A 26,535-nucleotide genomic window follows, 5' to 3' on the forward strand; every position below is an offset into this window, starting at 1 on the left:
TCTGAATAAGCCCATAATAGGGCGCCGAGAGGTTCAGAACCGTCAACTAGAACGGCGGGCAGTTTTCCCTACAAAGAGGTCTTGTATAGCTGCCACCCTCTCGACATAGCTGGTAGTACGAGGCTAGGTAGAGAAGTTGCCTTTTGATAGGCATAAAAAAACCACGATTACGCTTGTGGGTTGCGCTAGTTGATTGGAGGTTCTGACGCCTCAGTGGTTAATATAATACAGCTATCATAAGTTTGCAATAAAAAACCGCCAATTAAGGCGGTATTTGTTTGGGTTTTTTAGGATTTAAGTCTATTTATATACTCAATCCACTCTTGCCTAACTCTTGGGTATTCCGAGTCATCTAAGCCTTCTAGTTCTACGATAGCCTTGATGATTTCATCAAAACTCATATCTACATTTCTAAGCTTCCAACGATACTCTTTTATCGCTGGAGGCACCCCTAGGTCTTTTCTAAAGCTGTAGAAAATAGCGAATAACGACACAGCAACATACAACCAGCTAAAAACAATTAGAATCAAGCTCACACCCATGACTGCTACATATTTAAGTATGGACTTGCTTGCGCTGTCTCTTGGGTATCTAATATCAACTATACCTGAACCTAACAAGCTTGTTTTCTTACCTATCTTATTTAGGTTTTTTTCTAGCAGCGAGTTTTTTCTAACTACTGTAGAAATACACCCGTAAAGCCATAGCAAAAAAGCAACTGTTACGCCTGTTTCGTACATTTTCACTTCCCACTAAGTTGTATAGAGCAACTATAAACAAAATTGCAATAATCAGCAATCAAAACGATGTTAACGAGGCGCTATTCTCATCGCTAACCTTTGTGCTTGCTACCGCGTCAGCTGTTTTAGCACCTGCTGCGGCTGTTATCTTGGCGGCTGCCTTTAGGATATTGTCCAGTGCTGCTTGCTGTGACTCAGGTAGCTTATTAGCTGCTAACAGTAGGTTTTTACCTGCTCTAGTGGTCAATAAAGTCTTAGCTATAGCGGCAGCACCCCCAACTTTTAGTGTTAATGGCAAGCTGGTAGCAGCGCCGCCAATTATAGCAAAATCTGTCAATCGAACGCCTGTTGGTGGATTCTCTTTGTACTGACCCGCTCGCTCAACATGACGCATGAGCTTGACGAGTCCGTCCATTTGTTTCTTGTCATCGCCTTTAAATATATTACCGTAAGGCTCTGACATGCGCTCAAACTCACCTGCAAACTTAGCGGGGCTAAAACCTGTACTTTCATTTGTGGCCTTGCCGATAGCCTCATCAGCCATTTGATAACGCAGTGCTGCTTGCCCTTTCTGATCCAAAGCTTGATAAAAATTATTCGCCCTATCACCCCTACCTGTTTTGACAAATGCTTTGTAAATCTCATCGGGCTTGTTACTGTCCATAGCTCGCGCAATTGCTTTATCACTGCGCTTCATGGCTTGTTTATAAAACTTGTCAGCGCGTTTGTAGGCTTTCTTGATGGCTGCATTGCCTGAATTAAGCGCAAAATCTGCAATATCGTCATCAACTGCCTGGCGAATATCAGCAAACACTTTGGACGCTGCTTTGTTGCCATTAACAGGACTGCCGTATTTATCTGCAAGGTCGCCTAATTGTGATCTAAGCAGACGCATATTACTAAAACTCTTTGATATATCAGGGTCATTGATACGCGATGATATATCGGTTAATTCTTTTTGTAGTACATCATCAGGCGCTAGTGAGGCTGACTGTTTTTGCAGTGCGTCGTTCAATGCGGCTGTGGACTTGGTGGGTGTGATTATATCATTGCCGCTCGCTGCCACCGCTTCATCAACCTTGTCATACAGTCGTGATGCAATCTTACCTTCACGGAAGGCGCGAACCTCTGCACTCGCTTGTAGTACGCGCCCTGTGTCGTCACCTGCTGTCTCAACGATGTTTAGTACACGCGCTGCGTTTCTATCCCCTGCCGCGGCTGCCTGTCTGATGGTTGGTAGTGCCTTGTAGTCTGTTTCCGACATGACGCGTTTCAGCTTGCCTGTAATTTTACCTGCTGCGGATGTTGCCTCCTCATTTTGACCAGAACGAAACTTACCTATACCCACCACTGGCAATCGCTCCAAATGGGATTCGGTGTTTTTAATAACTCCGCCACCCTTTATATCGCCAACGGACGTTCTAACATCAAACTGCTTGCCGAGGTCGTCAATCTCTTTGTACGCTGGTGCAAGATTACCGCGTCTGGCATTGACTGCCTTTGTTACGCCTTTACCGATTGCACTACCGACTTTCTCACCGACGCCTTGACCGATAGCGCCACCTGCTGCGCCTACGCCCATATTTAGTAATCTGTCGTCTGTATCGTCTGCATATTGAGCTGCACCAACTGCTGCACCTCTCACGCCTTGGTCAGCCATACGAGCACCTAACGTAGTGCCTCGACCTGCTGCGTATATTGGCAATGTCGCTGCGATCTCAGCACCACCGCGCACCCAATCGCCACCGTCACGACCTGCAACCGAACGTGCACCATCAGTGGCTAAATTTGCTTGCTCGTATTCTTTGTTGTAACGCTCTGCTGCTGTGGTATCAAGATTTGTTCCAAGCACGCTGTTAGCGACTGTGTTGGCTTTATCACCAAACTGCTTGTTCATTTGCCAAATACCAGAATAAGCATCAGCCAAGCCCATTGCAGCACTGGTTGCATACGAGCTTAGCTTGTCGCCTATTGATGTGTTACTACTCGACTGACCTGCGACACGGCTGCCTTTGGCTCGGCTTGGATTTAAGCTAAACATGCCCATAACATCCTCAAGTGGCGTTTGTGATCCCGCCTCTTGATACCTTTCAACTGCTGTTTGTAGATTTTTGCCTACGTTGTCTTTTCGCTTGAGTAGTTTAATAGCAATCTGTTGGTCGCCTAGTCCTGCCTTGCGATACTTATCTACAATCTTTTGCACCGCTGCTTTAGATACGGCTGCCATAATTACCACCTATAATGTTTGGTTGTGCCTCGTTGTTTGGTTGCGACGGCTCTTGTGTCTCAATGCCTTGTTTAAAGCTATTCCAGTCGGTGCCAAGTGGTTGCATTGTTTGAGGCGATACTGGTGCGCTATCACCTTCTAAGCTACTCTTGAATGCGCTCCAGTCTGCACCTAAAGGCTTAGGCTGCGGCATAGGTTGCTCACTATCCATGCTAGATTTGAAAGCCGCCCAATCTGTGCCAAGTGGTTTGGGTTGTAGTTCTGCCTGACCACCCTCTAGTTTGCTTTTAAAGGCATTCCAGTCAGTGCCAAGTGGTTGGGGTGCTTGCTCTTGCTGTGGTGCACTACTCACACCTTTAGCGCCTAAAAACTTATTAACCGCTTGCCATGATTTGGTCGGCTGACTATAGCTTGCTGGGGCTGTTGGTAGTGACGCCCAAGTACGCCCCGATTTCCTTACAGCGCCCTGCATGTCACCTTTCAAAATACTACCTAATGCGCCATTTTGAGCAAGCAAAGCAACTGCACCTATGTCTTGGTTTTTGGGGCTAAAATCATTCAATCCATACTTTTTAGCTACGCCATCCCATGTGCTAGATAGGAATTGATAGCGACCTGCTGCACTGGTTTTGTTGGTTTTACCGTTCTGCTGCTTAAATGTTTTCATGTAGCGCGGATGGTCATTAAGACTGGATAAGCGACCGCCGCCAAACGCTGTGCGATAGCCGTTACCCTCTGTACCTTCGGTGTGAGCAATCAAGTCCAAAAACTTGCGTACACGAGGGTTTTTCGCGTACTTTTCTAGCTGCGCCCTTGTTGCCATATCGCACCTCTACTTAATCAAATCACTTAAATCAACCGAGCTATTACCACGACCACCTGACACAGTAGGTGTCTGCTCACCATTTGCGCTTTCTAGCAACTTAGCTGTTGCAAGCTCACGATTGCGCTTTTTCTGCGCCTTGACAGCGTTAGAGTCACCAACCTGGGCAAAGTATTGCTTTCTAGCGTTTTCAAACTCACTTTCTGCAATTGCTGCACCTGATTCGCGTCTCAAGATTGCATTAATGAAGTCACGTTGCGCCTGTATGTACTGCTGCTGCTCGGGTGAGTTGCCACCTAATGCCGAAGGCAGTAAGTTAGCCGCTGTCTCGCCTAAGCTGCCTGACCTAGACAATATAGAGCCTCTATCAACACCCTGTCTTTCCAACTTAGAGACAATATTATTCGCTTCTTGCATTCTTGATCCGAACAGATAGTCTTTAGTCTGCGACTCGGTGCGCGGTTTCTTGCCTTTGTTGGTTGCTATAAGCTGCTTACCGTCTGGACCCATAGCTGGATAAATCTCACCTGATTTATTGACAAAATAATACTTACCGCCAGCCTCTTTTAGTTCGCCCTGTTTATTCTTAACCGCTGCTTGCTGTCGTTCGTACTGTAGCTTCTGCTGAGCATCGGCGGAATTAACATCAATGCCGTACTTTTTCATTTCAGCCGTTACTTGCGTGTTGTATCGGCTTGTATCATTATTACGAATGTTGTTGCCTTCATTCACCGTATTGGTTCTGATGTTGTTATTTTCAGATGCCGTTACGGTACGAATATTATTATTCTCGTTAGCTTGATTGGTGCGAATGTTATTACCCACCAAGGTTTCGTTATCAAGCACGTTATCAGGCGTGGCTGCTTTGTCTGCAATCCACTCAGCACCGCTTACTTCGCCCGTCACTGGGTCAATAGCGTAATTCTGAATCTGGTCGCCTGTGTCCACTTCTTTGCGTTGTGGATTTAGCGCCTCACCATAGGCTTTAAGATTAGCACCTGATTTCTCATCGCTAAGACCTGCATACTGAATCATTAGTGCGCGTTGGGCTGTGGCTGGGTCGGTCAGTGACATTTCAGCCAGCCAATCAGCATCTTTTGCTGCTGCTTCATCACCTGAGTTTCTGTAACCTTCCGCCTGAGCTTTGAATAAATCGGCTGCTACTTGGTTAGAGCCGCTTTGCAATGCAGATATGCCACGGCTCATTGTTCCTAGCAGACCTTGTTGCGCCTTAGCCTCCATCTGACCGTAATAGTCTTGCGCGCCTTTCGTGTATTCAGGAAATTGAGCGACAACACGACGAACCGCGCTCATATCGTTCCAGTCAATCGTTTCAAGCGCCTGTTGCGCTGCAATCTTACGTGCTTGCTCGGCTTGTTTTGCCTGTAACAAGTCCTTGTTTTGACGTAACAACTGACCCTGACCGTATGCCTCAAGCACACCGTCGAACGGACTTGCTTGTCCTTGTAGATAACTTTGTGCGAGTTGCATTTAAAATCCTCCAAAACCTAGTGCGCTAGCACCTGCATTAAGTCCAAAGCCTAGCAATCCGCTATTAATCTGACCTTTTGCCAACTGATAACCTGCTTTTGCCTGACCAATATCCGCATAACCTTGCGCCATATTGTTGCCAAACTGCAAGCCTTGACCGCCAAGTCCTGCTGCTGCGCTCTGACCGTTAGCAGCGACACCGCTTAAATTCTGTAGCTGCTGCTGTACGTTGTTGTAAAGCATGTTTGATCGGTTGTCTGCCAATGCTTCTTGTGTATTGCCACCACGCAGACCACCAGTGGCAGACGCATTTTGCAATAGCGCGTTCTCTGCTTGTTGGTACTGTGATTTAAAGAATGGGCTATTTTCAATGTTGCCAATCGCTGACTGTTGACTGCCAAAGCCATTCAAGCCTAGCAGGTCATTTTGCCCTTGTAGCGCACCTGAGCCTTGGTCAACATACGGCTGCATAAGCTGCTGCATAATATCAAACTGGCGGCGTTGTTCTGCCATGCCCTTTTCGGTAGCTTGCTGCTGTGCCTTGCTTGCGTCTTTTGCGGCAGACTTGCCCGTTATGCTGTCAAACGCATCTTTAACAAATCCCATCTTACACCTCGCAAAAATAAAGCCGCTCAAGCGGCTCAAAGTTATTCTTTTCTAAAAACCCATCAATAGGGGCGCTGTCACGGCTCGATATGTACCAATATTTGACACCCATTGGTTTTAACTGCTCGCGTATGCCGTCAATAAAATCCGAGCCATTACCTCGATACTCAGGCTTAACCCATATAACATCGGTTGACGCATCGACAATCATAGGGTTACGAAGCGACGGACTGATAAACAATAATGCTGCGCCTTTGACTGTATCGCCATCGAACCACAGCATAGGACGTAGCACACCCATTTCATTAAGCTCAATGTACCGCTCAACTGGAATGTCAACCGTCTGCGGTTCAAGGTGCAACATATCCATCATCATTGCTGTGATCTCATGCTGATAGTCTGCGAATTTTACCTGAGTTACTGGCATAATTACCCCGTGATTTCAACAACCGTGACCATGATGTTTAGACCTTCGCCTGTCATCGTTAGTGGTTCGTCTGCCTGTAACTGCTGATTGAATAGTGTTGATACGACTTCGGTTGCCCCTGCTGCAATAGAGCGTGACACCATAGCCAGTGCGTTAACCTCGACTGTGTAATTGATAGCCGCGCCTGTCGGATTGTGAACCGTAAAGGCACGTATCTGCGCGTCAGTCGGTGGCGTGTAAATTAAATTACTGCCAGTAGTCAGCGCGAGTTCAGCCGCTTGTTTGTTTGTGAAGCTCATAGTGTGCCCTTATACGGTATCTAGTGTTTGTATGCAGTCAGATTGACCGCTGACGGCTTGTAGTTGGTCTTGATGCGTCATTGATAGTGATACTGGCTGTAACGCGGTATCAGGCGATACAGGCACACTAACAGCACTAAGATACGGCATAACCTCTTGTCTCAACTGGTTCGCTATCGTAGCGGCTTGCTGTGCGTCTGCTGCTGCTGTCTCAATAATCGCTTGAATGTCTTGTGGCAGTAGGTCAAATGCAGATAGCTGCAAATTCTCCATTGCCTTGACCGCTTGCATATCGCCATTGAATACAGCCATCAACACTTGGCGCGGTATTTTAAAGGTTTTATTAAGCGCCATTACCGAATGCCTCCACGTCTGCCTCAATCGCTGTAAATGATGCTAGTGAGTCGTCACAGCCTCTGAATTTAAGCCCAACCATTTGTCTGAACATGCCGATAGCTCTTAGCCAAATAATCCGCTTGCTGTACTGACCGCGCATACCTTGTCTATGCAATCGCTCGTTACTCCATGTCATACCGTCTTTTGTCCAGGATAAAAACACCTGTGGATCAGCAATTGTGTTTGTGCGACCAGTTAAGCCGACAAGCTCAATCGATTTGATTTGTCCTGCTTGACCACCGTTGTACAAGAATGTCGTGTTAATTTGCCAAGCAACCGCTTCGCCATAGTGACTCGATAGCTTGTTAGTGAGTAAGCCCACATTGCTGTTGAATCTATCGCCCACTATCCACCTGTTGTAGCACCATACGTGGTTGATAGCTCGATACGCACCTTTGCCGTCGCTAGACGATGACAGCTCAAACCAAATAGGCTGCCCCATAACCTGACTTGCTGCATAATCAAAAACCATCGTCCTATCAGGTAAATGTAAGTACAAGTGCTTGTGGTGGTTATGCTCTTTAGACTCAAGAACTACCGTTGATAGTTGCTGCTCATCATACTTAGACAGAATTATCTCTATCTCTCTTGTAGCAATGGGAGTCAAGCCCCCATTAGCGCCCAAATAAACGCTGCACGGCTGGTTCTTACTGCTGCCAATAAAGGCGAATGAATCCAAGAATGAGCACTTAGCATGTGCACCAACAAGCCCTTTGGTCATCATTGCGCCATCGACACGACTAAACGCAAAGCCTGCATTGCCCGTGTTGTCAAAAACCTCAATGGTGTACCGGTTCAACACCACAAGCTCATTACGAACTTTCATGAGTCCGACAATTGGGTCGGGGTCAGCCTCACTTGAACCATACTTAGTAGGGCTAACCTGTGTTGGGTCGTTCAATTCAGTCTGAACAATAAACTCGCCATCGGTTGTGATGAAGTAACCGTCAATCCATTCAACATCAACGACCGTACCAAGATCAGTATCAGTTACCTGTGTCAACTCACCATCTTGCAGGTAGTACAGATTGCCACCTGACGCGATGCCTAAGCGGTCAAACGAATAAGCAAAGCTGCACTGCTCACCGCTGGCAATCTCACCTATTGATGTGCAATTGCCTTGCTCACTCACTTGCCACAGCATGGCGCCAATAACACGATAGCAAATGCCATTCCAATTGATACCACCTCTATCAATACCGTCCTTGTCTTTGCCACAAAACAGCTCGATGCCGTCAGCCTTTTTTAGATAGCCGTTAGCGACACCGTTTTGCTTTGGTACTGGCACAAGGTTAAGCGGGTATGATGTGCGATAGTCAGCCGTGTTATCTGTGTAGATACCGTTGATAATTGGGATTTGCATGTGGCACTACCTTATTTTTGGCATTAAAAAACCCCACGGTTAGGTGGGGTCTTTTAATATTATTTAATTTCGAGATTTTTACATGCTGGATATTTTAGAGTTATCAAATTCACCGTACTGTCTTTTTGCATCAGCAATAACAGTATCTTCATAAACCTCTCGAATCATATCAAGCCTATCCGATAGGGTTTCGCTAGTTGCAGGGTCGTAATCTCCTCTGCATACAAGGTTTACCAGTTTTTCGTTAATCAGCACTCGTGTTAATACTAAAAACTTAAAACGGTTTGATGTTTCAGACGCGAAGTCTATATAGACCTCTGTGGCATCTGAAAATTTGGATTTAACCGCATTTTTTATGGTTTTTCTTTCGTGCCACATTTTTAATGTTGATTGCTCAAAACTTTTTAAATCACTCATATCATTAACACCTATTCAGATAAAACACCCTATAAGGTGCGGCAATCGGGGGTGTAATCCGACTTTCGGGAGCTACCCTAGCCACATGGTTATTATACCACTAAAACCACCACCTTGCTTTATTACCAGCACCTAAAACTACGTTGTCAGTAGAGTATTCAACCGATGGTATATTTTGGTAGATGGTCAGCATGGCATTGTATGCATCGTCAGCCTGATTGAGTAGCAGGACTGGCGGTTGCTTGCCGAATAGACTACAAATGCGTAATGCTAGCTTATGAGAGATACCTGAGAGCGCGTCACGCTTAATACCTGAATCATCGCCTAGATAGCTGTCGGTTACGTCCTCAGCCAAGAGATAACCAAAGTCGTAGTTATCTGTTTGTAGCTCTGCCATCATGTCGTCGAGCGTTTGCAGAATGTCTTGCTCGTCCTCGGGCGAGTCGTCAAGTTCCATCCCGCTCATAGACAGCAACTTAAAAGCGCGGTCTACAATATCTCGTTTCGTGATGTTCATAATTTACTCGCTGTCTTTAGCCTTTTGGATTAGCGCGTCTTTGCTGTCACGTTCGACAAACTCAACGTCACGCTGCTCAAGCAGTGTTTTGAGCTCATCTTTGGTCATCTCGTCATAGCTGACCACGCCATCACCGTTTACGTCTTTGCTTTCTTCATAGATGGCAAGTTTGGCTTTCAGTCCTTCATTCTCTGCCTCAAGCTCTGCAATGCGGTCTTTGTCTGCACTGTCTGACAACACACCTTTCATCACTTTGTTTTCAGCTTCGAGCTTTTGTGTTTCAATCTGCTCGATAATGTCATCGGCTTTCGATAGCCAACCATCAGCCTTGGCTTGCTCTACTTCTTCTTTGTCGCTTGCGTCAATCGTGCGAACGCGCATCTTATGACCATAGACGTTTTCAATGTTGCCACCCGTAGCGGATAGCGGTGCATAAATCATCATGTTTGACATTGGTTGTTCTCCGTTGGTAAATTCATCGGCACATGCACCGACCTGAGCCAGTGCATGTAACTATGTATCTAAGTCGTTGATTTTGCTCCGTTGCTCACATCTGAGCATCGGTATTATGCAGGTAAATCAAGGAACGCTAGCGGATTAGTCGCACGATATGTCACGACCGCACTGCGCTTGGCTTGGTATTCGTTATCACCGAAACCTTCTGCTTTTACGGTTGTACCTGACACCGTATAACTTGCCTTAAACAAGCCCTTGATTGCGTTAAAAGTCACCACTGGTGCTGTAAACGATGGAACTGCCATAATCTACCTCTCTATGCTTGGTTAAATAACTGGATACCTGCCATTTCAGGATTTAGCAACGCTGTACCGAATGAAATATCCCAACGATACTTAGTTGATAAGTTGTTGATCTCACCTTGACGTGTGTAGTAAAGCGTCAAACCGTTATCAAGTGTTGCTTGCATGGTTGACCAACCATCTTTAGCATCGATAGCTAGTTTTGATGGTAGCAACTCAAGAGCGCCTTTGTTAAACGCTGTGTTAGCGTAGGCTGCGTTCTTGTTCAGCATTGTGATAGCTGCACCGTTAGCAGGTGTGGTCGTCACGTTAGCGTATGCCGTCTCAGATTGTGTTGCTCCGCTGTGGTCAGCAGCGACGATAGCAGGGACAATTCGTACAGACGTTGGGCTAACAGCCTCTACAACACGGAAGGTTTTAAGCTCACCTGTTGAGTCTTTGCTCTCATGATGCAATGCGTAAACACCTGCAATCGTGAAGGCATCACCAACTGCGAACGCGCCACCGGTAGCAGCAACGGTCAACAACATTGAGCGGTTATCAACGTTATGCTCATCACCTGACGCTGCGTCCTTCTTGGTTGCAACTGGAATGTGACGCTGATTAGCAGCAGCAACGGTTGCGCCTGTAGCAGTAGCAGCAGGTAGCATGATTGCATTAGGGTCACTATGGACCGTAAAGCCTGCAATCTCGTTGATATAAGCCTTTTCATACGCTGTTTGCGTCTTGCCGTTCAGTGTCTGACGGCTTGCAAGGTCGCTGGCCATCTTCACAAAGTCACGGCTTGAGTAGTTCGCCATACGCTCATCAGTTGCCACACCCAAGCTGTCAAACTTAGACATTAACGATGCAACATCATCAAAGCCGCTTGCTGCACCTGCGCGAGTATCAACAATTGATGCGTAGTAAACAGCCTGACGACGTAGCGCGTTATTCACATCACTAGCTAGTTTGCGTTTAGCTGCATCACCATAGCGTTTCAATGCGCGTGGGTCGCGTAGCTCTTTAGCGTTCATCGAGCCTGGCGCTGAACGCACACGGTCAACTTTCACTGGTACAGCCATTTCAGTTTTGCCGCCAAAGTTACCTGTCTGGTCTAGACCTTCGTAGGTATCGGCTTGCATTGGCATTGGACGCCAAATCGTATCGTTCGAGCTTTCACTATCGACAGGATAGTTGCTTGCTTGCTCTGTGTAGATAAGTGCTTCTTCAAAGCCTTTTAGAACATCATCAAACATGACGATTTCTTGCTTTAGGAAGTTATTAGTTGTAGCCATTAGGCATCACCTCAATTAGTTAAGTTATTTGTTTCGCTTGTATGCGATTACTTTTGATCTATCGCCAGTCTTGGCGGCTTCAGCTTCCAACTTAGCCAGTTTAGTATCAACACCACCTGCTGCACCTTCCAGCTCATGCGTTTTCGGCTTTGGCTTGTTTTGGTTACGTGATTTTGATTTGGACGACATTTGCTGCTCCATCAAGACGATTTGTTTTGTGAACTGAACGTCATCAAGCTCTGACAGTCGCTCTAGCTGTGCTGGTGAGTTCTTGCCGAGTGCGTAGACTATCTTTGCAGGGTTATCAACGAGCATTTGCAGTAAGCCTTGTTTTTGCTCAGACAATACCTCTACAACGGATGACTCCACCTCGTCATAATCGGGCGCTTTTGTCTTGATTGCATCAACATCAGCTTTGTATCTATCACGATACTGTTGGTACTTTTGCTGCTCAGCTTGTACCGCTGCGTTATACTCTTGTTTTTCACCAATCCATCTTTCAAGATCAGCTTTATACTCGGGTGACTGCTCGTCATAGTCGTAGTCAGCAATGGATGGCATCTCGCGCAACTCTTGCTGCTCAGGTTGAGATTGCTGTTTCTGCAACTCACGAAGCTGTCGCTTTAATTCACGGTTTTCATTACGAGTATTTTTAACCCACTCGGGCGCAGGCTTACCTGCAAACTCGTCTTTTTCATCACCGTCATCATCAAAACTAAACTCAAGCGCGTCATCATCTGCGCTATCGTCCTGCTCGGTATCATCGTCTTGCTCATCGTCTTGACTATCATCAATATCCTGCTCGTCATCGATAACCTCGTTATCTTCGACTTGCGGGGTGTCTTCTTGATAATCTTCGTTGTCGTCTAAAATATCGCTCACGTTGGTATCTCCTCAGATTTATAGCATCTGGTAGCTGTTGGTTAATTTTTGGCAATAAAAAAGCCACCTACTCAGGTGACTCTTGTTCTTCATGTTCTTTAACTTTCTTGTCCATATACCGTAAGAATTTATCGGCAAGTAGCAGTAGGATTAGTTTCATTGGTCATCGCCTTTTGTTTTGCGATTAGCAAGCATTTTATCTACACCTTCTTTTAGCTCGTCCCATTCGCTAATGGAGATAAAGAAGTTATCGTAAGGGTCTACTGGACACTCAACAACAATGTCGTTGTTAGATAATCGAACTCCAGTCCGACCTATCACTATCACCTCGTCGCTCATCACATACCCTCCATTGGTGGCATACCTTCTTGCATAGCTGCCATTTGTGCCATCTGCTGCATATCAGGCTGCTCTTGTGGTGTCACTTCTTGCTTAATCTGCTGCTCATTCTGCTGCTGTGCTTGCGTCATGAGCTGCATCATCTGCATAAGCTCTTGCAATGTCTGCTGTGTCTGCTGTTGAGCCTCACGTTGAGACTGTTCAATCTCAAATAGCTTTTGAGCGGTCGTTGCGCGCGTCTCGTCAGTCTCAGCAATCGTTTTCTGTGTGTCAGCTTTCGCTTTCTCTGCACCTGCGAGTGCTTTCGCTGCCTCTGCCTCAAAGTATTGCGTCTGTGCGTCAGGCGGCTGATTTGCGGCTGCTTGTTGCGCGGCTTCCATCTCTTTTTGCTCTTGCTCATCAGGTTCTACAATCCCCATATTGATTAGGTTCTTGCGAGCGTAACGGCTCAAGTCGTGCATACCCTCACCGTCTTGATTGGCTAAGATAGTGTTAAGTAGTGCTGCCTGTTGTTGTGAGTCTTGGATCATAGGAACAAGGTTAAGCAGACGTTTAATTGTCTTATCGCGCTGCGTGCTAAACGCTTCGCCAATATCAACCGTTACCTTGTACTTACCGCCCTGCATATCGTTTTCGTATGCAAGCTGACCATCTTTGATAGTGGGTTTATTGATAACAACCTTACTATCAGAATCATCATGACTAACGCCTGACATTTCGCGGTTTTCTTCATCGTAAACCACTTGAGCCATTGACAACCAAATGCGCCCAACGTGCTTTATGGTCTTACCAAAGTTATCAAGATAGATGTACGCCTGAGCATCAACCTTGTCTTGCACCATCTCAACCGCTTCGGTAGATACGTTGCTAACTAACTGCTCACCGTTCGACTGGTTGCCTGTCAACTCACCAATCAATGCACCGCTTGACTCAATCAATGCACCCATAGCTTGCGGTATTACTGGCGCTTTGGTGTAGGCTTGTGGCCCGACTGCGACTAAATTACCTTGCGCATCTTTGGTTTGGTTAATAGTTAAGTACGGCTTACGCTCAACCTCTTTGCTCGCCCACTGTCCTTCATGGCCTTTCACCTGTGCTGGCGTAAAGATAGGCGTTTCATCTTGTGGACGGCTTGCCAAGTCAATAAGGCCTGACATTTTAAGGTTAAATGCTATCTGAGCGTCACGAGATAGCCCTACATGCCCTTGCGTGACCTCTCGACCACTCACGTACATGCGTTTGCCGTAGAATGGCGCTACTGGCAGATAATCACCTGCTATCACACCTAGTTTTTCGACAATCTCACTACCACTTAATACATAACCTTTGACTTCTTTACGCTTAACCTTCTTAACAAATTCAATCTCATAGCCTTGCACTGTGTAGGTGTTTAGCTGTTGGTCAAAATCCTCGTCATCTTCGTATAGTTTGACTGGTTCGCCACCATCAGGATGAACGAGTTTAGTAACTTCAATCCTGCGCTCTGTCAGCTCGTAATGTTCAGCGACTCGTACATTGTCACCGTCACGCCAATCAAAGCGATAACCTTGCAGCTCATCAAAGCTAGACACGTCTTTATTGTACTTAGACTCAAACTGAGCCTTTGACATTGCGGTAACGATAGTTACATGCTTTGCGTCTGCCTTGTCATAACGACGTGCATTAGCATCCCAATAGACCATGGTGTCAGCTTCAAAGATCGGTTTGATGCGAATACGTTGATACTCATCATCGTCACCGTCTTCATCGTCATACTTAGCTTCAAGTAATATAGCACCGATACCGCCACTAATACCTTCCATGAACGCAGTAGAGTATGCTTCATCAGCATTACTGTCGCGCTCATCGGCTCTGAATAGCTCTTGCAAGTTATCCGCTGTATCTGTGTCTGCTGCGTTGTTCTGCGGTCTAAATTCAACGGTAAAGCGGTTTTTAGCCCATTCATTGTAGATACGGATAACAGATAGCTGAATCTTGTTGAACTCAAACTTAGGACGACCTTCAAATTGTCTGCCAATATCACCGTCCCACTGTGCGCCCTGCACAAAACAAAAACGCCTGTCATCATAGGACTGGCGCTGATTGTCGTGTGATTGGTCGTAGTCTGCATCGATACGCTCAAGCAAGCGTTGATGCAATGCTTCATTTTGCTTGCTCATAGTTTATTACCAATAGGTTGTGATTCTAGGGATGGGGGCTTGCTCAGGCTCAGGTGTGCCTATCAATCCTTTCTGTACAGCAAAGCGTCGCATCATGTATGCGTAGCGCATAGCATCCAGCAAGTCATCACCAGTTTTTACAATGCTGCCTTTTTCGTCACGGTGATACTGTAGAAACTCGTTCAGCAACTCTCTAAGTGTGTTAAATATCTTGAATTTACCGCTTTTCATGAGTAGTAATATTTCAAGCAAGCCAATCTCTACACCGTTTGTATTATCGGTCCACTTAGCATAAGTCGGTAAAAGGTCAAAGCCAACATCATCATATGATTTCTTTTGCTGATTACCTGAGCTTTTCTCGGACTGCAAGCCATCTAGCGGCCATGCAGTCGGAACACCATCAGACCATTTCTTTGTAGCAGTCCACGCCTCACTTGGCGTAACCTGTCTTTGCTTCCAAGCGTGAGTAACGTAGATAATGTCATTCTCAAGGTCGATAGCTAATTGAATCTGTGCTTGTGGATGGTCCCAGCCAAAGTCCATGCCATCAATAAGCATGAAGTGATTAGGTATTTCAAACGGATCACAAGTGACAAACTCCTCACCCAAATCATAAATACGACCATGACCTAACATTGGAATACCCTTAGTACGCATATCGCGTTGGTGAGCTGGAAATGACTCAAGCAGTGTTTTCTTGGTTCGTTCGTCCAAATGTGGTGCGTCATCCCAACCTGCATTAAGCATAATTTGTCCGTCAGCAGGATTATCCATAAACTGAATAACCAAATCGGTACGGCCATTCTCAGGCGTAAACGTCAAGATACCTCGACCACCTTTGCCGTTGTCACCTGTTGCTGTACGAGTTAATACCTGCGGATAAATATTAGGGTCTTTTGGCTCTTCGTCGATGTGAAACCAATCAACGTTATCACCCATCAAAGCGTGCTGACCTTGACTGTATGACCAAAGCTGAACAGCTGCTGTTTGATGCTGAACGTCACCGCCGCCGCCATGCCTAACATACACGGTACGCATGGCGTTAGGTGTTCCGGTCATTGACTCATAGTCAAGTATGTACTCAGGCGGAATCAAGCCACCTACCCACTCATTCTCTCTGCGAATACCAAAAATAGGTTTTTGCAAAAGGTCGCGGCACTTCTCGCCCGAATAACCAAGCAGCCATAATAGCGGTGCATGGTCAAACGCGTGCCCATCCCACCAATCGGGATATTGACCTAATGCGTGAATAGCATCAATGTATGTACCTGTCATGGTCTTACCAACTCGGTTGGCAGCCATTAAACAGACCTGGGTGTAACTCTTAGTGCATTGCAGCATTTCTCGTTGAATTGGATATAACTGCTCACCAAATGTCTTGTAGCGATAGACCTGCTCTCTGCGTCTTTTTTCTTTTAGCAGATGAATAAGTTTTAATTTTTCATCACGAGTCGCCATTGTTTAGCACCGCAATTTGTGCGTCCAATTCGTCATCAGTTAAATTGGTGACGCTTAGGTTGATATTGCTGTCTATCTCTTGCTTATCACGCCATCTTGCAGGCTGCCTATTCTTTAGCCAAAAGATAGCGGCTGTCGTATCAGGCTGCACATGCTTCTTAGTTGGTACAATCAACGGCTCACCATTGTTGTTGAATATCTTATCTTCATCATGCTCATAACCCACAGCACGTTTATACAATCGACTAGCAACATTTGCATCTGCTGAAATCTTGCCTCTTTTTATGGACTCGCAAAAGTCAGGATATTCAACCTTCCATCTATTAATTGTTGACTCGTCCACTTCAAAGAAGTCAGCCATATCTTTATCAGTTGATCCAAGCAAACATAACTTCTCGGCTTGGCGATTAAACTCTGGCTTGTACTTAGTTGGTCTACCCATCACGCTGTCGAGCGCTTCATTAGTCATAGCACCCTCCAGCGCTCGGTTGATTAAAAACGCCCATCTAAATCAATAGTGGGCGAAAGTGGTTATTAAACCTGTCTAATAATATTCACTACGAACAACTGGCCGTCAAAGGTAGTGCTGTGCTCGAACTCATCATCAGGCTCACTATCGCACCATTCCTTAAACTCATCTAATTTACCAACTGGCACATAATGGTTATTGCCTTCATGGTCTGTTGTTATAACTACGTTCTCAGCAATCATCACTCACCTCGTCATTTAGCTTTATCCATTCGATCTACGGTAGCCTTTGCCTTATCAGCATCTTTACCGCCACGCTTGGCACGCTTAGTCATGAACCCATACCAGTAGTCAGCTCCTTGCTTGGTATTGCGTCTATTGCAATCTTGCCAACGCTCAAACACTTCGTCATTAGATAAGTCGCACATAGCGTCCCTGCTAAATTATAGGCATAAAAAAAGCCCCACTCGTTAGAGTAGGACTTGGTATTATTGGTTCGCTTTACGTAATTCGCTTAGCGTATCACTAATGTATATTATTCAGGGTACTTAGTCAAGTTATATCAGCAAGATACTCACTTATCTCTTTTTGATTAGCTTTTAGTAGCTTAATCAAATCACCTTTGACCCAATCACTGATCGGTCTATCACCTGACAACCATTGCCTGATACGCCTACTGTCAATATCAAAGTCACGCGCTAAGTTTGCTTGCCATTGGTCGCCATACAATAGGCGACCTCCTTGCTCTAGTTTCTCAATAGTCATCATAACCTCCTATGCAAGCACCCATTACACCGTCCTCACTCTCTACGTTGATCGGCAAGATATAATCAGACTCATCATCAAAACGTTTGATCGCAATCTTTAGCGCCTCGTCGGAGCTTGCAGCTTTTACCCTAAAGCTATTATTTGCGCCATTGGTGCATAAAAACTCAGTATCATCTATCTCTAAGTCCTTACTGCCCGCAATCAATGCGTCAAAAACTGCATCTATATCATCGACTGGCTCGTGTTGTGCTAAGTCATACATACCATCTTGTTTACCAAAGCCGTGTAAGCTCTCATTTGGTTGTAGTGGATAGACATCAGATGGAGAGCTTTGCTTTATCGCATACGCCTCCCATTTAGCTAGCGCATCGTCAAAATTATCGACAAATCCGTACTTATCGCCCACCACCATCACTGGTCTGTTATGTCCGTTGTAAATAGCGCCTTTGTTTTTAATTGAGTTAGTCATGATCTTATCCTTGATTTAGTTTTGGTTGATTACTTGATAAATTTAACACCTTTTTTTGCTTCCATTTTTTTAACGTTTGCCAAAACTGATTTAGTAATTAAAGACCAAACGTTTTGACGCATATCTTTATAAGTTTTATCAGCAGCTAAGGCGATCAGCTCATTAAAACCCATGCTTGCATACTTAGTAACAAAATGAGCTATACCTTTGTTTAGCGTGGCGATAAGAGCTGGCATAGCGCGTACATCAGTGCGTTTGTTATAAAAATGATTTAAAGAGTCAGACTGAGCATTGTTAAGAGCAGTGATGATGTTAGCGATGATTGTGTTAGCCCATGCCACTTGCTTGACTGTACCGTTGATGTTGCTGATAGATTTGATGTACTTAACCGCAGCGCCAAAAGTTACTTGGTAATTATCGCCAGCTTTGATTGTTGCTTTGGTTAAGATATGAGCTAGTTTGAAAGTGTTTGAGTTATTCATGATTTTATCTCTCTTAGAGTTAGTCTGGTACGATTACCTCGACTTGATGATTTATTGTACCTCGTAATAGGTACTAGCGCAAGCACTTATTTAAAATAAATTAAATTATTTCGCATTTTAATGCTTTCCTTAAATAGCCCTCGGCTCGTGCTAAGTGCTGATAAACGACATGCTTGCTCACTTTGCGCTTACTATCCTTACCGTACTTGATGCGGGTAAAATGATTACTAGCGATATAATCTACTTTTTGCCCTATGTAGTAACGCAAAAATACGCTGTTATAAGCGTCCACGTCATCATCTCTTAGCTCAATCAGCACCTCGTTGACTCGCATAGCATCATCATCATTGAGCATTGCCACACTGCGATACTTACGGCACGTTGTCACATCGACAATCGGCGCTTTGTGCATGATAGATTCCATGTTTGACTTGTAGCTCAGATTGTCTAATCCGCTGCGACTCCATGCGCCCCATTGCTCTAGTAGCTCTACGATATTGTCAGTCATCACTTAATCTCCAACAGTCCGTTATCTACCCAATACTGCAATGTCTCAAAATGCGCTCTTAAAATATCTTTGTGGACGTCCTCGCCCTTTACCCTGCCATCAATTTTGTCGTGACAGCTACTACACGCAAAGCACGCCATATAATCAGGTGGCTTGATGCCGATACCGCAAAACCTGTTAATCCGTATATGAGCGAGTACCACCGTTTCAGGATTGTAGTTGCAGCCTGTGAGCCGTAACGTGCAATTCTGACCTCTTGCTGATTTGCGTAGCTTGCTCATGCGAACCTCACGAATGTAAATATAGTGGTTAAGAAAAGCCCAACTACAATAAACAACCTGCCAAAACCACCTTTGCGCCTAATGTAGTAATCCAAGTGATAACTTATTAGAAACGTCTCAAATAATATGAATATAGCTAGCGTCAAATCACTCATAGTAGACTCCATCAATCGGTGGCTGGGTAAGGTGTAATCCGCGTTTAATGACAAAGTGGTTGTACATGGCATCTAAGTATTCTTGCATCTGTGATTTGTCCATTAGTCTTGTCACTGGCAGATCAATCGGTCTTGTCATCAGTGCGACCTTTGTCTCATAAGGTAGCGGCTCAACGTCAGCCATGTAGACCGCTTCATACTCATCATCTGCCGCACAGAGTATGGGCACTCCAAACCATAATTTGCATAACGCCCTGTACTGCTCGTAGGTGTGCTCTTTGTTTTGCTCTGCTACCTCGGTTAGCCATTTGTGCTGTAAGCTGTTCTGTGGGGTGCTACGTTTCACCTTTTCGCCATCTTCCTCTGTAGCTGTGTAGGGTAATGAGCGACTAGCCAAATAACTCATGTGCTTTAATCTCTCATCGTCATTACGCACTATTCGGCTGACTTTGGTTGATTTAGTCATCGGCTGCCTCGCTATCGAACCACATCAAAAACATCAAGCAACAAATAGCGTGTGCCAAGTGATGCAACCCTGTCTCGTCGTCTTTTAGGTCACCGTTAAACCAAGCGTCGATATGTCTCATTGCTGCGTCGTAGTAGCGCGTTCGTGAGTTATCGACCTTCTGCCAGTTATTGTCTGCGTATTTCTTTGAGCCAAATTCAAGCACCTGCACCACTTGATTTACCGTTCCGCTTGGCAGTAGCGAGTAGCGTAGTTTTGAGCTGTCGTCTTTTCGACCATCTGCAAACTTACCGCTTAGTGCTGCATGACACATTTGACAGTTGTTGTTTTCGTCCATGCACATGATTTCCATTTGTTCGCCCGTGTAATCGTGCTTGCAGTGATTGCAAATAGGGCTTTTTTCTTTATGTCCGAGAATCGGATAATCAACTTCAAAATTCTCAGCATCAACTAAGCACAAACAGTTCTTTTCTAGCTTTCCGCAGTTCTTGCATATCCAACCCTCTTTGCTCCCATCCTTCCAGCTTTGTTCGTAACCACAATTACCGCAAACTGCGCCTTTCTTATAATGGTTATAACCGCATTTCTCACAATCCCATAAACTAGCCATCTCTAATCCCTCACCTAAACCCTTAATTGTATTTAAGCCACCCTTGCATCAAACCAACTTTAAAACCTCGCATTTAGCCGATTTGATGCGTTTGTGTGCGTTATTTACGTCTCTAGCACCTCGATACCGTGGATAGCTAGCATCATGTGTTTTTTTATTCGATACACTGGACTTTTCTTGGTTATCACTGACTTCACATCTTCCACAAACGTCAATCCTGTTTTGCAATCGATGTAAGAAAAGTCTGCAAAATACCTAATGGCAGGCTTAGCTCTTGATGAGCCTTTGAATTTAACGCTCTCAATCAGCGTAAATTTTGGTTGTAGCTGCAACTGTTTAATCTTGCCGTCGCGCTGTAGTGTTTTTAGTTCAATGTAGCGATTACCCTCCTTGATGCTTTTAAAATTGACACCATCAATGACAATCTCTTTGTTTTTGTACTTAGATTGCTTAGCCATCACTCACCGCCTCCCTCATAATTGTTTAGCGCATCAATAAGCAAGTCGACCGACTCATGAATTGCATCTGCATAGTGAATTTCACCCATTGCACCGCTATCGGTGTAATCAGCACTTGCTTTACGTAAACCCTTAGCGGCGATAATCAAATCAGTTAGCGCGTTGCATTGACCATCCGCATACTTGCCACTTAGCTCGGCTCGGCACATTTGGCAATTGCCATTTTTATCAAAACAAAGATGGTCGATTGAGCCTGACGTAAATGTGTCATCACATCGATTGCACCTAACTGGATTCGCTGGCACTAATCTTGGCTGCTGCTCTGATAGTTCGGTCATTTCTTGCCACCTTTTTTCGTCTTACGATTATTACGTGGGTTATGCGGTATTCGGTCTTGACCCTTAAAATCCTTAGACGTAAGCCACTTATGCTCACTATGCGCTGCTAATATCGCTGCTGCTAAACTTGACTTGTGCATCACTCACCACCTTTTAATTCGTTAAACGTCAACTTCATAGCTTGCAAGACCTTATGTAAATAACTTGCTTTCGCCTCCGCCGCAAAACGTGCATCGCGTTCTTCTTCGTAGCGGTCTTGTAGTTGATCTAAGTCCTCAGCAACCCATTTGCGTTCTTGCGCCCTTGCCTTACTTCGTGCTTTTTTGGCTGCTAGTCGTACTTGTTTATGTTCTGACCAATCATCTTGTGCGTAGCGTCGCACTGCGTCACGGAACGCCTTAGCATCGCGCACCACTGTCACCTGAACACCCATCATGGCAAAGCATATGTAATTGTTAGCGCCACCTGTCACGCTTTGGCTAGTAAACCGCTTAAATCGCGGAAATATCATTCTTGTCGTTTCAATAATTAGCATCACTTAACCTCCCTAATGATCTGCTTGGCTTTACTCGCTGCCATTTCCTCGCTCGTGCCGTCCGTGTAAGTCACAATCACAGTCGTCATGCCTTTGGGTGTCACTCGCTGCACGTATTTTTGATTATTGAGGTTTTTGCGTTTGATTTCGTTTTTCATGTTTAAGCCCTCACCACCGCATAGCTGTTAACCAAATCCACTTTCAATGTCTCGTCACCAGCTCTCAGCTCATCGACAAAATCATTACCAAAACCGAATATCACCTTGGACAAATCACCTTGACCGCCCTTGTCTCTAAAAACCATGCTTTGCAATCCGCGCTTGTGTCCGTCAATGTCGAATATGTGCAGCGTGACTTGAAACTTGCGGTCTTTCTTCATAATCCGCTTGCGTCTGCTTGCTATCCACTGACCAGTAAATTGCGCTCTATCGGCTGCCTTCTTGTAATCGTCATCGTGTAGGAATATCTTGAAATAGCCGTCGAATACTTGCTTAAAGTTGCTCATGCTGACAATCTCCGTAGTTCTGCTAACTCAGGCTCAATATCAAAATCCAATCCGACTGCGCGTAGTTGCTTGCGCTTTTCGCGCTCTTTAGTCACCGGACAATTCATAATCATGTGCCAGTAGCGTTTTGGCTCATCGAACGGATCAGGGAATAACTGGCTTTTGGTTTGAGTAATCATGATTCGCTCCCATAGGCAGGTATAACGTCAGTGTGATAACTTGGCAGTAAGTTGCTAAAGCGGCTGTATTCACCCTCAAAGCTCAATAGCACCTTACCAACCTGTCCTTGTCTGTTCTTAGCAATACCAACCTCAGCAATTCCTCGCGCCTCTGTGTTTTCGTTGTAAACCTCATCGCGGTAAAGGAACATAATCACATCCGCGTTTTCCTCAATCGCGCCTGACTCTTTTAAATCACTCATGATTGGGCGCTTGTCTGGGCGACTCTCCAAGCTACGGTTAAGCTGTGACAGTCCGATAACTGGACAATTAAACTCTTTACCGAACCGTTTAAGCTCTTTTGCAATCTCACCAATAGCATTTGCCTTTTGCCCTGCATCTTTACCACTAGCACCGCCCATGATTTGTATGTAATCAATCATAATCACGCCAATTTCACCGTGTTTACTGCGAATCATGTTTAGTGTGGTTCTCATTTGATGCACTGTCATAGCTGGCTGTGACTCGATGAACATTGGGTATTCTTTGCTGTAATCGCGTACTGTGTTGTTTAGGTTCTGCCAATCCTCTGTCTCGACGTTCGTACCGCTACGGATTTTGTGAAGCTGTACGTTTGACTTTGACGACATGAAACGCTGAACAACTGAGTCGTCTGTCATTTCGATACTAAAGAACACACCAGCGCGTCGCTTATAGTTGCCGTCCTTGTCTGTGTAGAAGTCATGCTCAACCATGTTTTGAACCATCGTTTGCGCGTAAGTCGTTTTACCCATTGATGGACGACCACCGACAATAACCAGGTCGCCATTTTGAATGGGTGCTTTTGCGTCGATTTCCTCAAATCCTGTTGGCTTGAATGGCAAAACATCACCCTTACAAGCTGACTGCAAGTCATCAAAGAACTTGTCCATCATTGAGCCAACCGTGCGAGCACCTGCGCTGATACGCTGCGTGTTGATAACCTTGGTCAACCCTTCAATCGTGCCGTTAATCTTGTCGTCTAAGCGCAATTCAGCGTTTTTTAAGTCCTCACGCGCCTGTACTAGCAATCTATCGGCTGCGCGGTACTGTGATAGCTCTCTGATACGCTCAGCGTAGGCGTTCAGGTTAAATAGCGTAGCTGGTGTGGTGGCTAACATTTCAGCAAGGTAACTATCACCGCCTGTGGCTTTCATTAGATTATTTGCCTCTAACCAGTCATGGATCATTACGCTGTCGTATGGCAAGCCCTCAGCGTGTAGCTGCTTGATACCGCGATAGATAGTTTTATGTCTGTCGGCTGCAAAATCCTCTATCTGAATCTTGTCAATAACGTGGTCAAGCGAACCTTCGATGCTAAGTAGTGATGCAATAACTGATTTCTCTAAGTCGATGTTGTGATAACTCATGCTTGTAACCCCGCTTCAATCATTGCTTGTTTGTTTTTTTCAATCTGCTGCTGTCTGGTCAGTCTTGGCTCATTGGTTTGGCTAAATGCGTCACTACGGTTGCTGTGTGGTCTTGCTACCGTGTCTGCTGCCTGCTTTGGCTGTCTGTCTGCAATACTTGCTAACCAATTTTTTAACTTTGACTGTCTTAGGTTTTCGCGCTTGATTGGTTTTCCATTGGCTGCCTGTTCTTCGTAATAAGCCTTAAAGTCACTAACATGAGATAGATATTGGCTATCTGTCATATCGAGCTTTTTACCTGCCATGAATAACAAAGAGTTCATCGTTTCTTTTGATGGTGGTTGCCAATTACTGATTGATTCAGTGTTGCTATCTCTAACTGCTAAAACATCGCCTTCAATTTTTTGTGTGCGCCCACTCTCTTTATTAGTCTCTTGTTGTTCTCTTAGAGATGGGCCCATTTTGGGCTCATGAGATGGGCTCATTTTGGGCTGTTCCTGAGCCCAATCTGATTTGTTCGATGGGCTCATTTTGGGCTGTTCGGTAACTTCGGGCGTTTGACGATGTTTTAGTTCAATTTTCATCAGTTCTGCATAGTTGATTGTGTAGTGATTAACTCTGTCAAAAGAGTTTGGAGCTAGTTTTTCAACAAAAATTAAATTCTGATCTTTCAAACTTTTTACTGATCGTTTGATTGTATTTTTTGACCAAAACGGAAAGTCTTGCTCCTTCCATTTATCTAAGTTTTTATAAATCCACATCTTGCCGTCATGCTCAACTTTGGCGTGTCTTAACCAGTAATGTAGTTGCTGTAGTAAAAGTGCTTCATTTAAACCGATAGCTGCTGCCAATGAAGGGAGTACCTGTAGTGGTGGCTCATTAATTAGTAAATTACTCATTCTTTATTACTCCCAAACTCTATGCACCAGTTCCACTCATGTGTGTCTACGTCGCGCTCAAGCGTTATGTTTGTGATCTTGTAGTGATGATCTTTGTTAAATACTACGAACCTGCTTGCATCATGCTTGGTAACAAATTCTAGATTGTCGCCAATAGCCATAGTTGGATGGTCAACGCCCCACTTTGGGTACGTGCCTTTTGCTACTGGCGTTCTAAAATTTATTAATAAGCCGCTTTTAGCTGCATCTCTGAAATACTTATCCGTATCTATAAGGTGTGTTCTTGGTTGACTTATAATTGCTGCCATGGTTATAATCCCCTTGCATATCTTCATATATGTTTGTTAGTTGGTAAGACGCTCTCAGTTCGCGCTGACGAGCGTTTTTTATTACCTTCTACAAATCCAGCCCTGTGTTGCATTCAAGTGGTTGTACTTAACTGAATAACCAAACCGAACCAAAACACCTCTAAGCACTTCTTTATTGAGTATGTGATTGACTCTATCTTTTGGTAAAAACCCTTCATCGTTCGTGCCTTCAATAACTGCCCTTTCCGCTTTGATACGTGCGCCTGATTTAACTGTTCTACCGACCATTGCCCTTGCTCCATTTCTTTGTTTGTTTAATTACGATCTGCTTGGTCTTTTTGCTGTAGTGATTGCTATTGCAAAACAGACCCGTGTTATCTGCTGCTGTGAGCGTCTTAACACCGTGTTGCTTAATGTGCTGCTCTACGTCTGATTGACTTGTTGCCATGACTAAACCCACCACATAACGATTAATCGATAAGCCACTGCTGCCAGTGTGACCACTGTTAAAAATCTCATTGCTCTAACCAAAAACCAGTTGCTATCTATCGTCGTGCGGTCTTTATAAGCCTGATTAGCTTGTTTGACCTGATGCTGTGGCTGATGGTTTTGCTCTGCGTCTTGGACTAACTCCAAGTGTGTGGCGTGGTCACTTCTCATCTTTGCTATCCTTGGCTGAATAAGTGTTGAAAGGGATTGTGATAGTCGCTTTAATAACTGGCTCTTTGCCGTCCCAACCTTCGCGACTCTTTCGCATCATCTGGTTGTGCTTAATCTCACGCTCCAGTGCTGCTTCGTCTTGTGTGTTCATAACTAAGTCCTTGTTTTAAATAGATTATTTTTAGCAGAAAAAAAGCAGCTAATTTTCTGCTATTTAGAATTTAGACGCTTCAACCGCGTACGCGGTCTACTGTCGCTCAATTTTTCTTGAGCCTTTTTTAAATACCAGCGGACAGCTTCGGCTTCCAATTCCTCAACTGTTAACCCTTTTTTGCCTGCTAGTGCTTTAAAGTCTTCGCCTGCTCTTTCTCCAAGTTTTTGGTTTATATTCATAAGTTCGCCTTAAAATTAGCAGCTAATAAAATGTTTTTACGCGCATTGATTGCGTGTACCGGTTGCTGCATTATCTAAGTCATCAAGTTCTCTTTCGCACTGCTCTAAATATGCAAGCATTGCTATACGAGCCAACGTGTTTGGTTGTTCGTTTTTGAGAGTACACAAAGCCATCCAACTGTCGTTTTCATAGTCGTCTAGCTTCGGGTAGTAAGGGTTATCTTTTCTGCGTTTTTTGTCTGCCCAGGTCATGGTTATGCTCCTTCTAGTTCTAAAGCTGATAAGTCAGCCTTGAGTTTGTTGTTAGATACAATTTGGATAACAGCTTGACGCTCAGCAGGTATGCCGTTTTTCTTCCACTTACCAATTGCTGTCTTGGTTAGATTGAATTTACGACCAACCTCTGCGTCATACTGAAACCCATAAAACGCTTTTACGTCGTCAAGAGTCATTGTAGTAAACCACCGTTAATTATTAAGTTAACCA

The 26,535-nt window shown here is 44.8% G+C and carries 44 protein-coding genes; all 44 read right to left on the reverse strand.

Annotation, left to right across the window (positions count from 1 at the left end; all coding sequences use genetic code 11):
• Nucleotides 1-287 precede the first annotated feature (287 nt).
• Nucleotides 288-740, reverse strand: a complete 453-nt coding sequence (locus tag ACTXGL_RS01320; protein WP_443524318.1) for a hypothetical protein — start codon at nucleotides 738-740, stop codon at nucleotides 288-290.
• A gap of 58 nt (nucleotides 741-798) precedes the next feature.
• Nucleotides 799-2,967, reverse strand: a complete 2,169-nt coding sequence (locus tag ACTXGL_RS01325; RefSeq protein ID WP_443524320.1) for a hypothetical protein — start codon at nucleotides 2,965-2,967, stop codon at nucleotides 799-801.
• Complete coding sequence (locus ACTXGL_RS01330; protein WP_443524321.1) at nucleotides 2,951-3,790, reverse strand: glycoside hydrolase family 24 protein; 840 nt, start codon at nucleotides 3,788-3,790, stop codon at nucleotides 2,951-2,953. Before ACTXGL_RS01330 ends, ACTXGL_RS01325 begins: the two co-directional genes overlap by 17 nt.
• Nucleotides 3,791-3,799: 9 nt before the next feature.
• Nucleotides 3,800-5,281 (reverse strand): hypothetical protein, encoded by a 1,482-nt coding sequence (locus ACTXGL_RS01335; RefSeq protein WP_443524323.1) that lies wholly within the window; start codon nucleotides 5,279-5,281, stop codon nucleotides 3,800-3,802.
• Complete coding sequence (locus ACTXGL_RS01340) at nucleotides 5,282-5,887, reverse strand: hypothetical protein (RefSeq protein WP_443524324.1); 606 nt, start codon at nucleotides 5,885-5,887, stop codon at nucleotides 5,282-5,284.
• 1 nt (nucleotide 5,888) lies between these two features.
• Nucleotides 5,889-6,314 (reverse strand): hypothetical protein, encoded by a 426-nt coding sequence (locus ACTXGL_RS01345; RefSeq protein WP_443524326.1) that lies wholly within the window; start codon nucleotides 6,312-6,314, stop codon nucleotides 5,889-5,891.
• 2 nt (nucleotides 6,315-6,316) lie between these two features.
• Nucleotides 6,317-6,613 (reverse strand): hypothetical protein, encoded by a 297-nt coding sequence (locus ACTXGL_RS01350; protein WP_443524327.1) that lies wholly within the window; start codon nucleotides 6,611-6,613, stop codon nucleotides 6,317-6,319.
• Nucleotides 6,614-6,622: 9 nt separating this feature from the next.
• On the reverse strand, nucleotides 6,623-6,967 hold the full coding sequence (locus ACTXGL_RS01355; RefSeq protein ID WP_443524328.1) for a hypothetical protein: 345 nt from the start codon (nucleotides 6,965-6,967) through the stop codon (nucleotides 6,623-6,625).
• Nucleotides 6,957-8,372, reverse strand: coding sequence for a packaged DNA stabilization protein (locus ACTXGL_RS01360; RefSeq protein WP_443524330.1), 1,416 nt, complete (start codon nucleotides 8,370-8,372; stop codon nucleotides 6,957-6,959). Before ACTXGL_RS01360 ends, ACTXGL_RS01355 begins: the two co-directional genes overlap by 11 nt.
• 78 nt (nucleotides 8,373-8,450) lie before the next feature.
• Nucleotides 8,451-8,789 (reverse strand): hypothetical protein, encoded by a 339-nt coding sequence (locus tag ACTXGL_RS01365; protein WP_443524331.1) that lies wholly within the window; start codon nucleotides 8,787-8,789, stop codon nucleotides 8,451-8,453.
• 100 nt (nucleotides 8,790-8,889) lie between these two features.
• Nucleotides 8,890-9,306 (reverse strand): packaged DNA stabilization gp4 family protein, encoded by a 417-nt coding sequence (locus ACTXGL_RS01370; protein WP_443524332.1) that lies wholly within the window; start codon nucleotides 9,304-9,306, stop codon nucleotides 8,890-8,892.
• 3 nt (nucleotides 9,307-9,309) lie between these two features.
• A complete protein-coding gene (locus tag ACTXGL_RS01375; protein ID WP_443524333.1) occupies nucleotides 9,310-9,759 on the reverse strand; it encodes a hypothetical protein in 450 nt (149 codons plus the stop codon).
• A 113-nt stretch (nucleotides 9,760-9,872) separates the two neighbouring features.
• A complete protein-coding gene (locus tag ACTXGL_RS01380; protein ID WP_443524335.1) occupies nucleotides 9,873-10,067 on the reverse strand; it encodes a hypothetical protein in 195 nt (64 codons plus the stop codon).
• 11 nt (nucleotides 10,068-10,078) lie between these two features.
• Nucleotides 10,079-11,341 (reverse strand): P22 phage major capsid protein family protein, encoded by a 1,263-nt coding sequence (locus tag ACTXGL_RS01385; RefSeq protein ID WP_443524336.1) that lies wholly within the window; start codon nucleotides 11,339-11,341, stop codon nucleotides 10,079-10,081.
• A 24-nt stretch (nucleotides 11,342-11,365) separates the two neighbouring features.
• Nucleotides 11,366-12,223, reverse strand: a complete 858-nt coding sequence (locus ACTXGL_RS01390; protein WP_443524337.1) for a hypothetical protein — start codon at nucleotides 12,221-12,223, stop codon at nucleotides 11,366-11,368.
• Nucleotides 12,224-12,379: 156 nt separating this feature from the next.
• Entirely contained in the window at nucleotides 12,380-12,562 is a 183-nt protein-coding gene (locus ACTXGL_RS01395) for a hypothetical protein (RefSeq protein ID WP_443524339.1), read from the reverse strand.
• Nucleotides 12,562-14,721 (reverse strand): portal protein, encoded by a 2,160-nt coding sequence (locus tag ACTXGL_RS01400; RefSeq protein WP_443524340.1) that lies wholly within the window; start codon nucleotides 14,719-14,721, stop codon nucleotides 12,562-12,564. Before ACTXGL_RS01400 ends, ACTXGL_RS01395 begins: the two co-directional genes overlap by 1 nt.
• A gap of 6 nt (nucleotides 14,722-14,727) precedes the next feature.
• Nucleotides 14,728-16,179, reverse strand: a complete 1,452-nt coding sequence (locus ACTXGL_RS01405; RefSeq protein WP_443524342.1) for a phage terminase large subunit family protein — start codon at nucleotides 16,177-16,179, stop codon at nucleotides 14,728-14,730.
• Nucleotides 16,166-16,648, reverse strand: coding sequence for a hypothetical protein (locus tag ACTXGL_RS01410; RefSeq protein WP_443524343.1), 483 nt, complete (start codon nucleotides 16,646-16,648; stop codon nucleotides 16,166-16,168). Before ACTXGL_RS01410 ends, ACTXGL_RS01405 begins: the two co-directional genes overlap by 14 nt.
• Before the next feature lie 65 nt (nucleotides 16,649-16,713).
• Complete coding sequence (locus ACTXGL_RS01415) at nucleotides 16,714-16,890, reverse strand: hypothetical protein (RefSeq protein ID WP_443524345.1); 177 nt, start codon at nucleotides 16,888-16,890, stop codon at nucleotides 16,714-16,716.
• Nucleotides 16,891-16,901: 11 nt separating this feature from the next.
• Nucleotides 16,902-17,075, reverse strand: a complete 174-nt coding sequence (locus ACTXGL_RS01420) for a hypothetical protein (RefSeq protein ID WP_443524346.1) — start codon at nucleotides 17,073-17,075, stop codon at nucleotides 16,902-16,904.
• Between the two features lie 124 nt (nucleotides 17,076-17,199).
• Nucleotides 17,200-17,412: a transcriptional regulator gene (locus ACTXGL_RS01425; RefSeq protein WP_443524347.1), complete on the reverse strand. Its 213-nt coding sequence runs from the start codon at nucleotides 17,410-17,412 to the stop codon at nucleotides 17,200-17,202.
• Nucleotides 17,402-17,884, reverse strand: coding sequence for a hypothetical protein (locus ACTXGL_RS01430; RefSeq protein WP_443524348.1), 483 nt, complete (start codon nucleotides 17,882-17,884; stop codon nucleotides 17,402-17,404). The genes ACTXGL_RS01425 and ACTXGL_RS01430 overlap by 11 nt, the downstream gene beginning before the upstream one ends.
• A gap of 29 nt (nucleotides 17,885-17,913) precedes the next feature.
• Complete coding sequence (locus ACTXGL_RS01435) at nucleotides 17,914-18,366, reverse strand: hypothetical protein (protein ID WP_443524350.1); 453 nt, start codon at nucleotides 18,364-18,366, stop codon at nucleotides 17,914-17,916.
• 100 nt (nucleotides 18,367-18,466) lie between these two features.
• Nucleotides 18,467-18,874, reverse strand: a complete 408-nt coding sequence (locus ACTXGL_RS01440; protein ID WP_443524351.1) for an antiterminator Q family protein — start codon at nucleotides 18,872-18,874, stop codon at nucleotides 18,467-18,469.
• Nucleotides 18,874-19,155: a nuclease domain-containing protein gene (locus ACTXGL_RS01445; RefSeq protein WP_443524353.1), complete on the reverse strand. Its 282-nt coding sequence runs from the start codon at nucleotides 19,153-19,155 to the stop codon at nucleotides 18,874-18,876. Before ACTXGL_RS01445 ends, ACTXGL_RS01440 begins: the two co-directional genes overlap by 1 nt.
• A gap of 147 nt (nucleotides 19,156-19,302) precedes the next feature.
• The gene (locus ACTXGL_RS01450) at nucleotides 19,303-19,776 is read right to left on the reverse strand and encodes a NinB/YbcN family protein (protein WP_443524355.1); all 474 of its coding nucleotides are present in this window, start codon (nucleotides 19,774-19,776) and stop codon (nucleotides 19,303-19,305) included.
• Nucleotides 19,769-20,386 (reverse strand): dATP/dGTP diphosphohydrolase domain-containing protein, encoded by a 618-nt coding sequence (locus ACTXGL_RS01455; protein WP_443524357.1) that lies wholly within the window; start codon nucleotides 20,384-20,386, stop codon nucleotides 19,769-19,771. The genes ACTXGL_RS01450 and ACTXGL_RS01455 overlap by 8 nt, the downstream gene beginning before the upstream one ends.
• Before the next feature lie 104 nt (nucleotides 20,387-20,490).
• Complete coding sequence (locus ACTXGL_RS01460) at nucleotides 20,491-20,844, reverse strand: DUF1064 domain-containing protein (protein ID WP_443524359.1); 354 nt, start codon at nucleotides 20,842-20,844, stop codon at nucleotides 20,491-20,493.
• On the reverse strand, nucleotides 20,844-21,182 hold the full coding sequence (locus tag ACTXGL_RS01465) for a hypothetical protein (RefSeq protein WP_443524360.1): 339 nt from the start codon (nucleotides 21,180-21,182) through the stop codon (nucleotides 20,844-20,846). Before ACTXGL_RS01465 ends, ACTXGL_RS01460 begins: the two co-directional genes overlap by 1 nt.
• Nucleotides 21,179-21,322, reverse strand: a complete 144-nt coding sequence (locus ACTXGL_RS01470) for a hypothetical protein (RefSeq protein ID WP_443524362.1) — start codon at nucleotides 21,320-21,322, stop codon at nucleotides 21,179-21,181. Before ACTXGL_RS01470 ends, ACTXGL_RS01465 begins: the two co-directional genes overlap by 4 nt.
• On the reverse strand, nucleotides 21,322-21,717 hold the full coding sequence (locus ACTXGL_RS01475) for a hypothetical protein (RefSeq protein ID WP_443524363.1): 396 nt from the start codon (nucleotides 21,715-21,717) through the stop codon (nucleotides 21,322-21,324). The genes ACTXGL_RS01470 and ACTXGL_RS01475 overlap by 1 nt, the downstream gene beginning before the upstream one ends.
• Nucleotides 21,717-21,875 carry a hypothetical protein gene (locus ACTXGL_RS01480; protein ID WP_443524365.1) on the reverse strand — a complete coding sequence of 53 codons (159 nt, stop codon included), beginning with the start codon at nucleotides 21,873-21,875 and terminating at the stop codon, nucleotides 21,717-21,719. Before ACTXGL_RS01480 ends, ACTXGL_RS01475 begins: the two co-directional genes overlap by 1 nt.
• A 2-nt stretch (nucleotides 21,876-21,877) precedes the next feature.
• A complete protein-coding gene (locus ACTXGL_RS01485) occupies nucleotides 21,878-22,222 on the reverse strand; it encodes a hypothetical protein (RefSeq protein ID WP_443524366.1) in 345 nt (114 codons plus the stop codon).
• Nucleotides 22,219-22,401: a hypothetical protein gene (locus tag ACTXGL_RS01490; RefSeq protein ID WP_443524368.1), complete on the reverse strand. Its 183-nt coding sequence runs from the start codon at nucleotides 22,399-22,401 to the stop codon at nucleotides 22,219-22,221. The genes ACTXGL_RS01485 and ACTXGL_RS01490 overlap by 4 nt, the downstream gene beginning before the upstream one ends.
• Nucleotides 22,398-23,789, reverse strand: coding sequence for a replicative DNA helicase (gene dnaB, locus ACTXGL_RS01495; protein ID WP_443524369.1), 1,392 nt, complete (start codon nucleotides 23,787-23,789; stop codon nucleotides 22,398-22,400). Before dnaB ends, ACTXGL_RS01490 begins: the two co-directional genes overlap by 4 nt.
• Complete coding sequence (locus ACTXGL_RS01500) at nucleotides 23,786-24,688, reverse strand: hypothetical protein (RefSeq protein ID WP_443524370.1); 903 nt, start codon at nucleotides 24,686-24,688, stop codon at nucleotides 23,786-23,788. Before ACTXGL_RS01500 ends, dnaB begins: the two co-directional genes overlap by 4 nt.
• Nucleotides 24,685-24,996, reverse strand: coding sequence for a hypothetical protein (locus ACTXGL_RS01505; protein WP_443524371.1), 312 nt, complete (start codon nucleotides 24,994-24,996; stop codon nucleotides 24,685-24,687). Before ACTXGL_RS01505 ends, ACTXGL_RS01500 begins: the two co-directional genes overlap by 4 nt.
• A gap of 277 nt (nucleotides 24,997-25,273) precedes the next feature.
• A complete protein-coding gene (locus tag ACTXGL_RS01510; RefSeq protein WP_443524372.1) occupies nucleotides 25,274-25,444 on the reverse strand; it encodes a hypothetical protein in 171 nt (56 codons plus the stop codon).
• 2 nt (nucleotides 25,445-25,446) lie between these two features.
• Nucleotides 25,447-25,656 carry a hypothetical protein gene (locus ACTXGL_RS01515; RefSeq protein ID WP_443524373.1) on the reverse strand — a complete coding sequence of 70 codons (210 nt, stop codon included), beginning with the start codon at nucleotides 25,654-25,656 and terminating at the stop codon, nucleotides 25,447-25,449.
• Nucleotides 25,646-25,807 carry a hypothetical protein gene (locus tag ACTXGL_RS01520; protein WP_443524374.1) on the reverse strand — a complete coding sequence of 54 codons (162 nt, stop codon included), beginning with the start codon at nucleotides 25,805-25,807 and terminating at the stop codon, nucleotides 25,646-25,648. The genes ACTXGL_RS01515 and ACTXGL_RS01520 overlap by 11 nt, the downstream gene beginning before the upstream one ends.
• A gap of 59 nt (nucleotides 25,808-25,866) precedes the next feature.
• A complete protein-coding gene (locus ACTXGL_RS01525; RefSeq protein WP_443524376.1) occupies nucleotides 25,867-26,049 on the reverse strand; it encodes a hypothetical protein in 183 nt (60 codons plus the stop codon).
• Between the two features lie 36 nt (nucleotides 26,050-26,085).
• A complete protein-coding gene (locus ACTXGL_RS01530) occupies nucleotides 26,086-26,301 on the reverse strand; it encodes a hypothetical protein (protein ID WP_443524377.1) in 216 nt (71 codons plus the stop codon).
• Nucleotides 26,302-26,303: 2 nt separating this feature from the next.
• Nucleotides 26,304-26,501 carry a hypothetical protein gene (locus ACTXGL_RS01535; RefSeq protein ID WP_443524379.1) on the reverse strand — a complete coding sequence of 66 codons (198 nt, stop codon included), beginning with the start codon at nucleotides 26,499-26,501 and terminating at the stop codon, nucleotides 26,304-26,306.
• Nucleotides 26,502-26,535: the final 34 nt, after the last annotated feature.

This window comes from Psychrobacter sp. T6-6 (assembly GCF_052258185.1).
Classification (GTDB): Bacteria; Pseudomonadota; Gammaproteobacteria; order Pseudomonadales; family Moraxellaceae; genus Psychrobacter.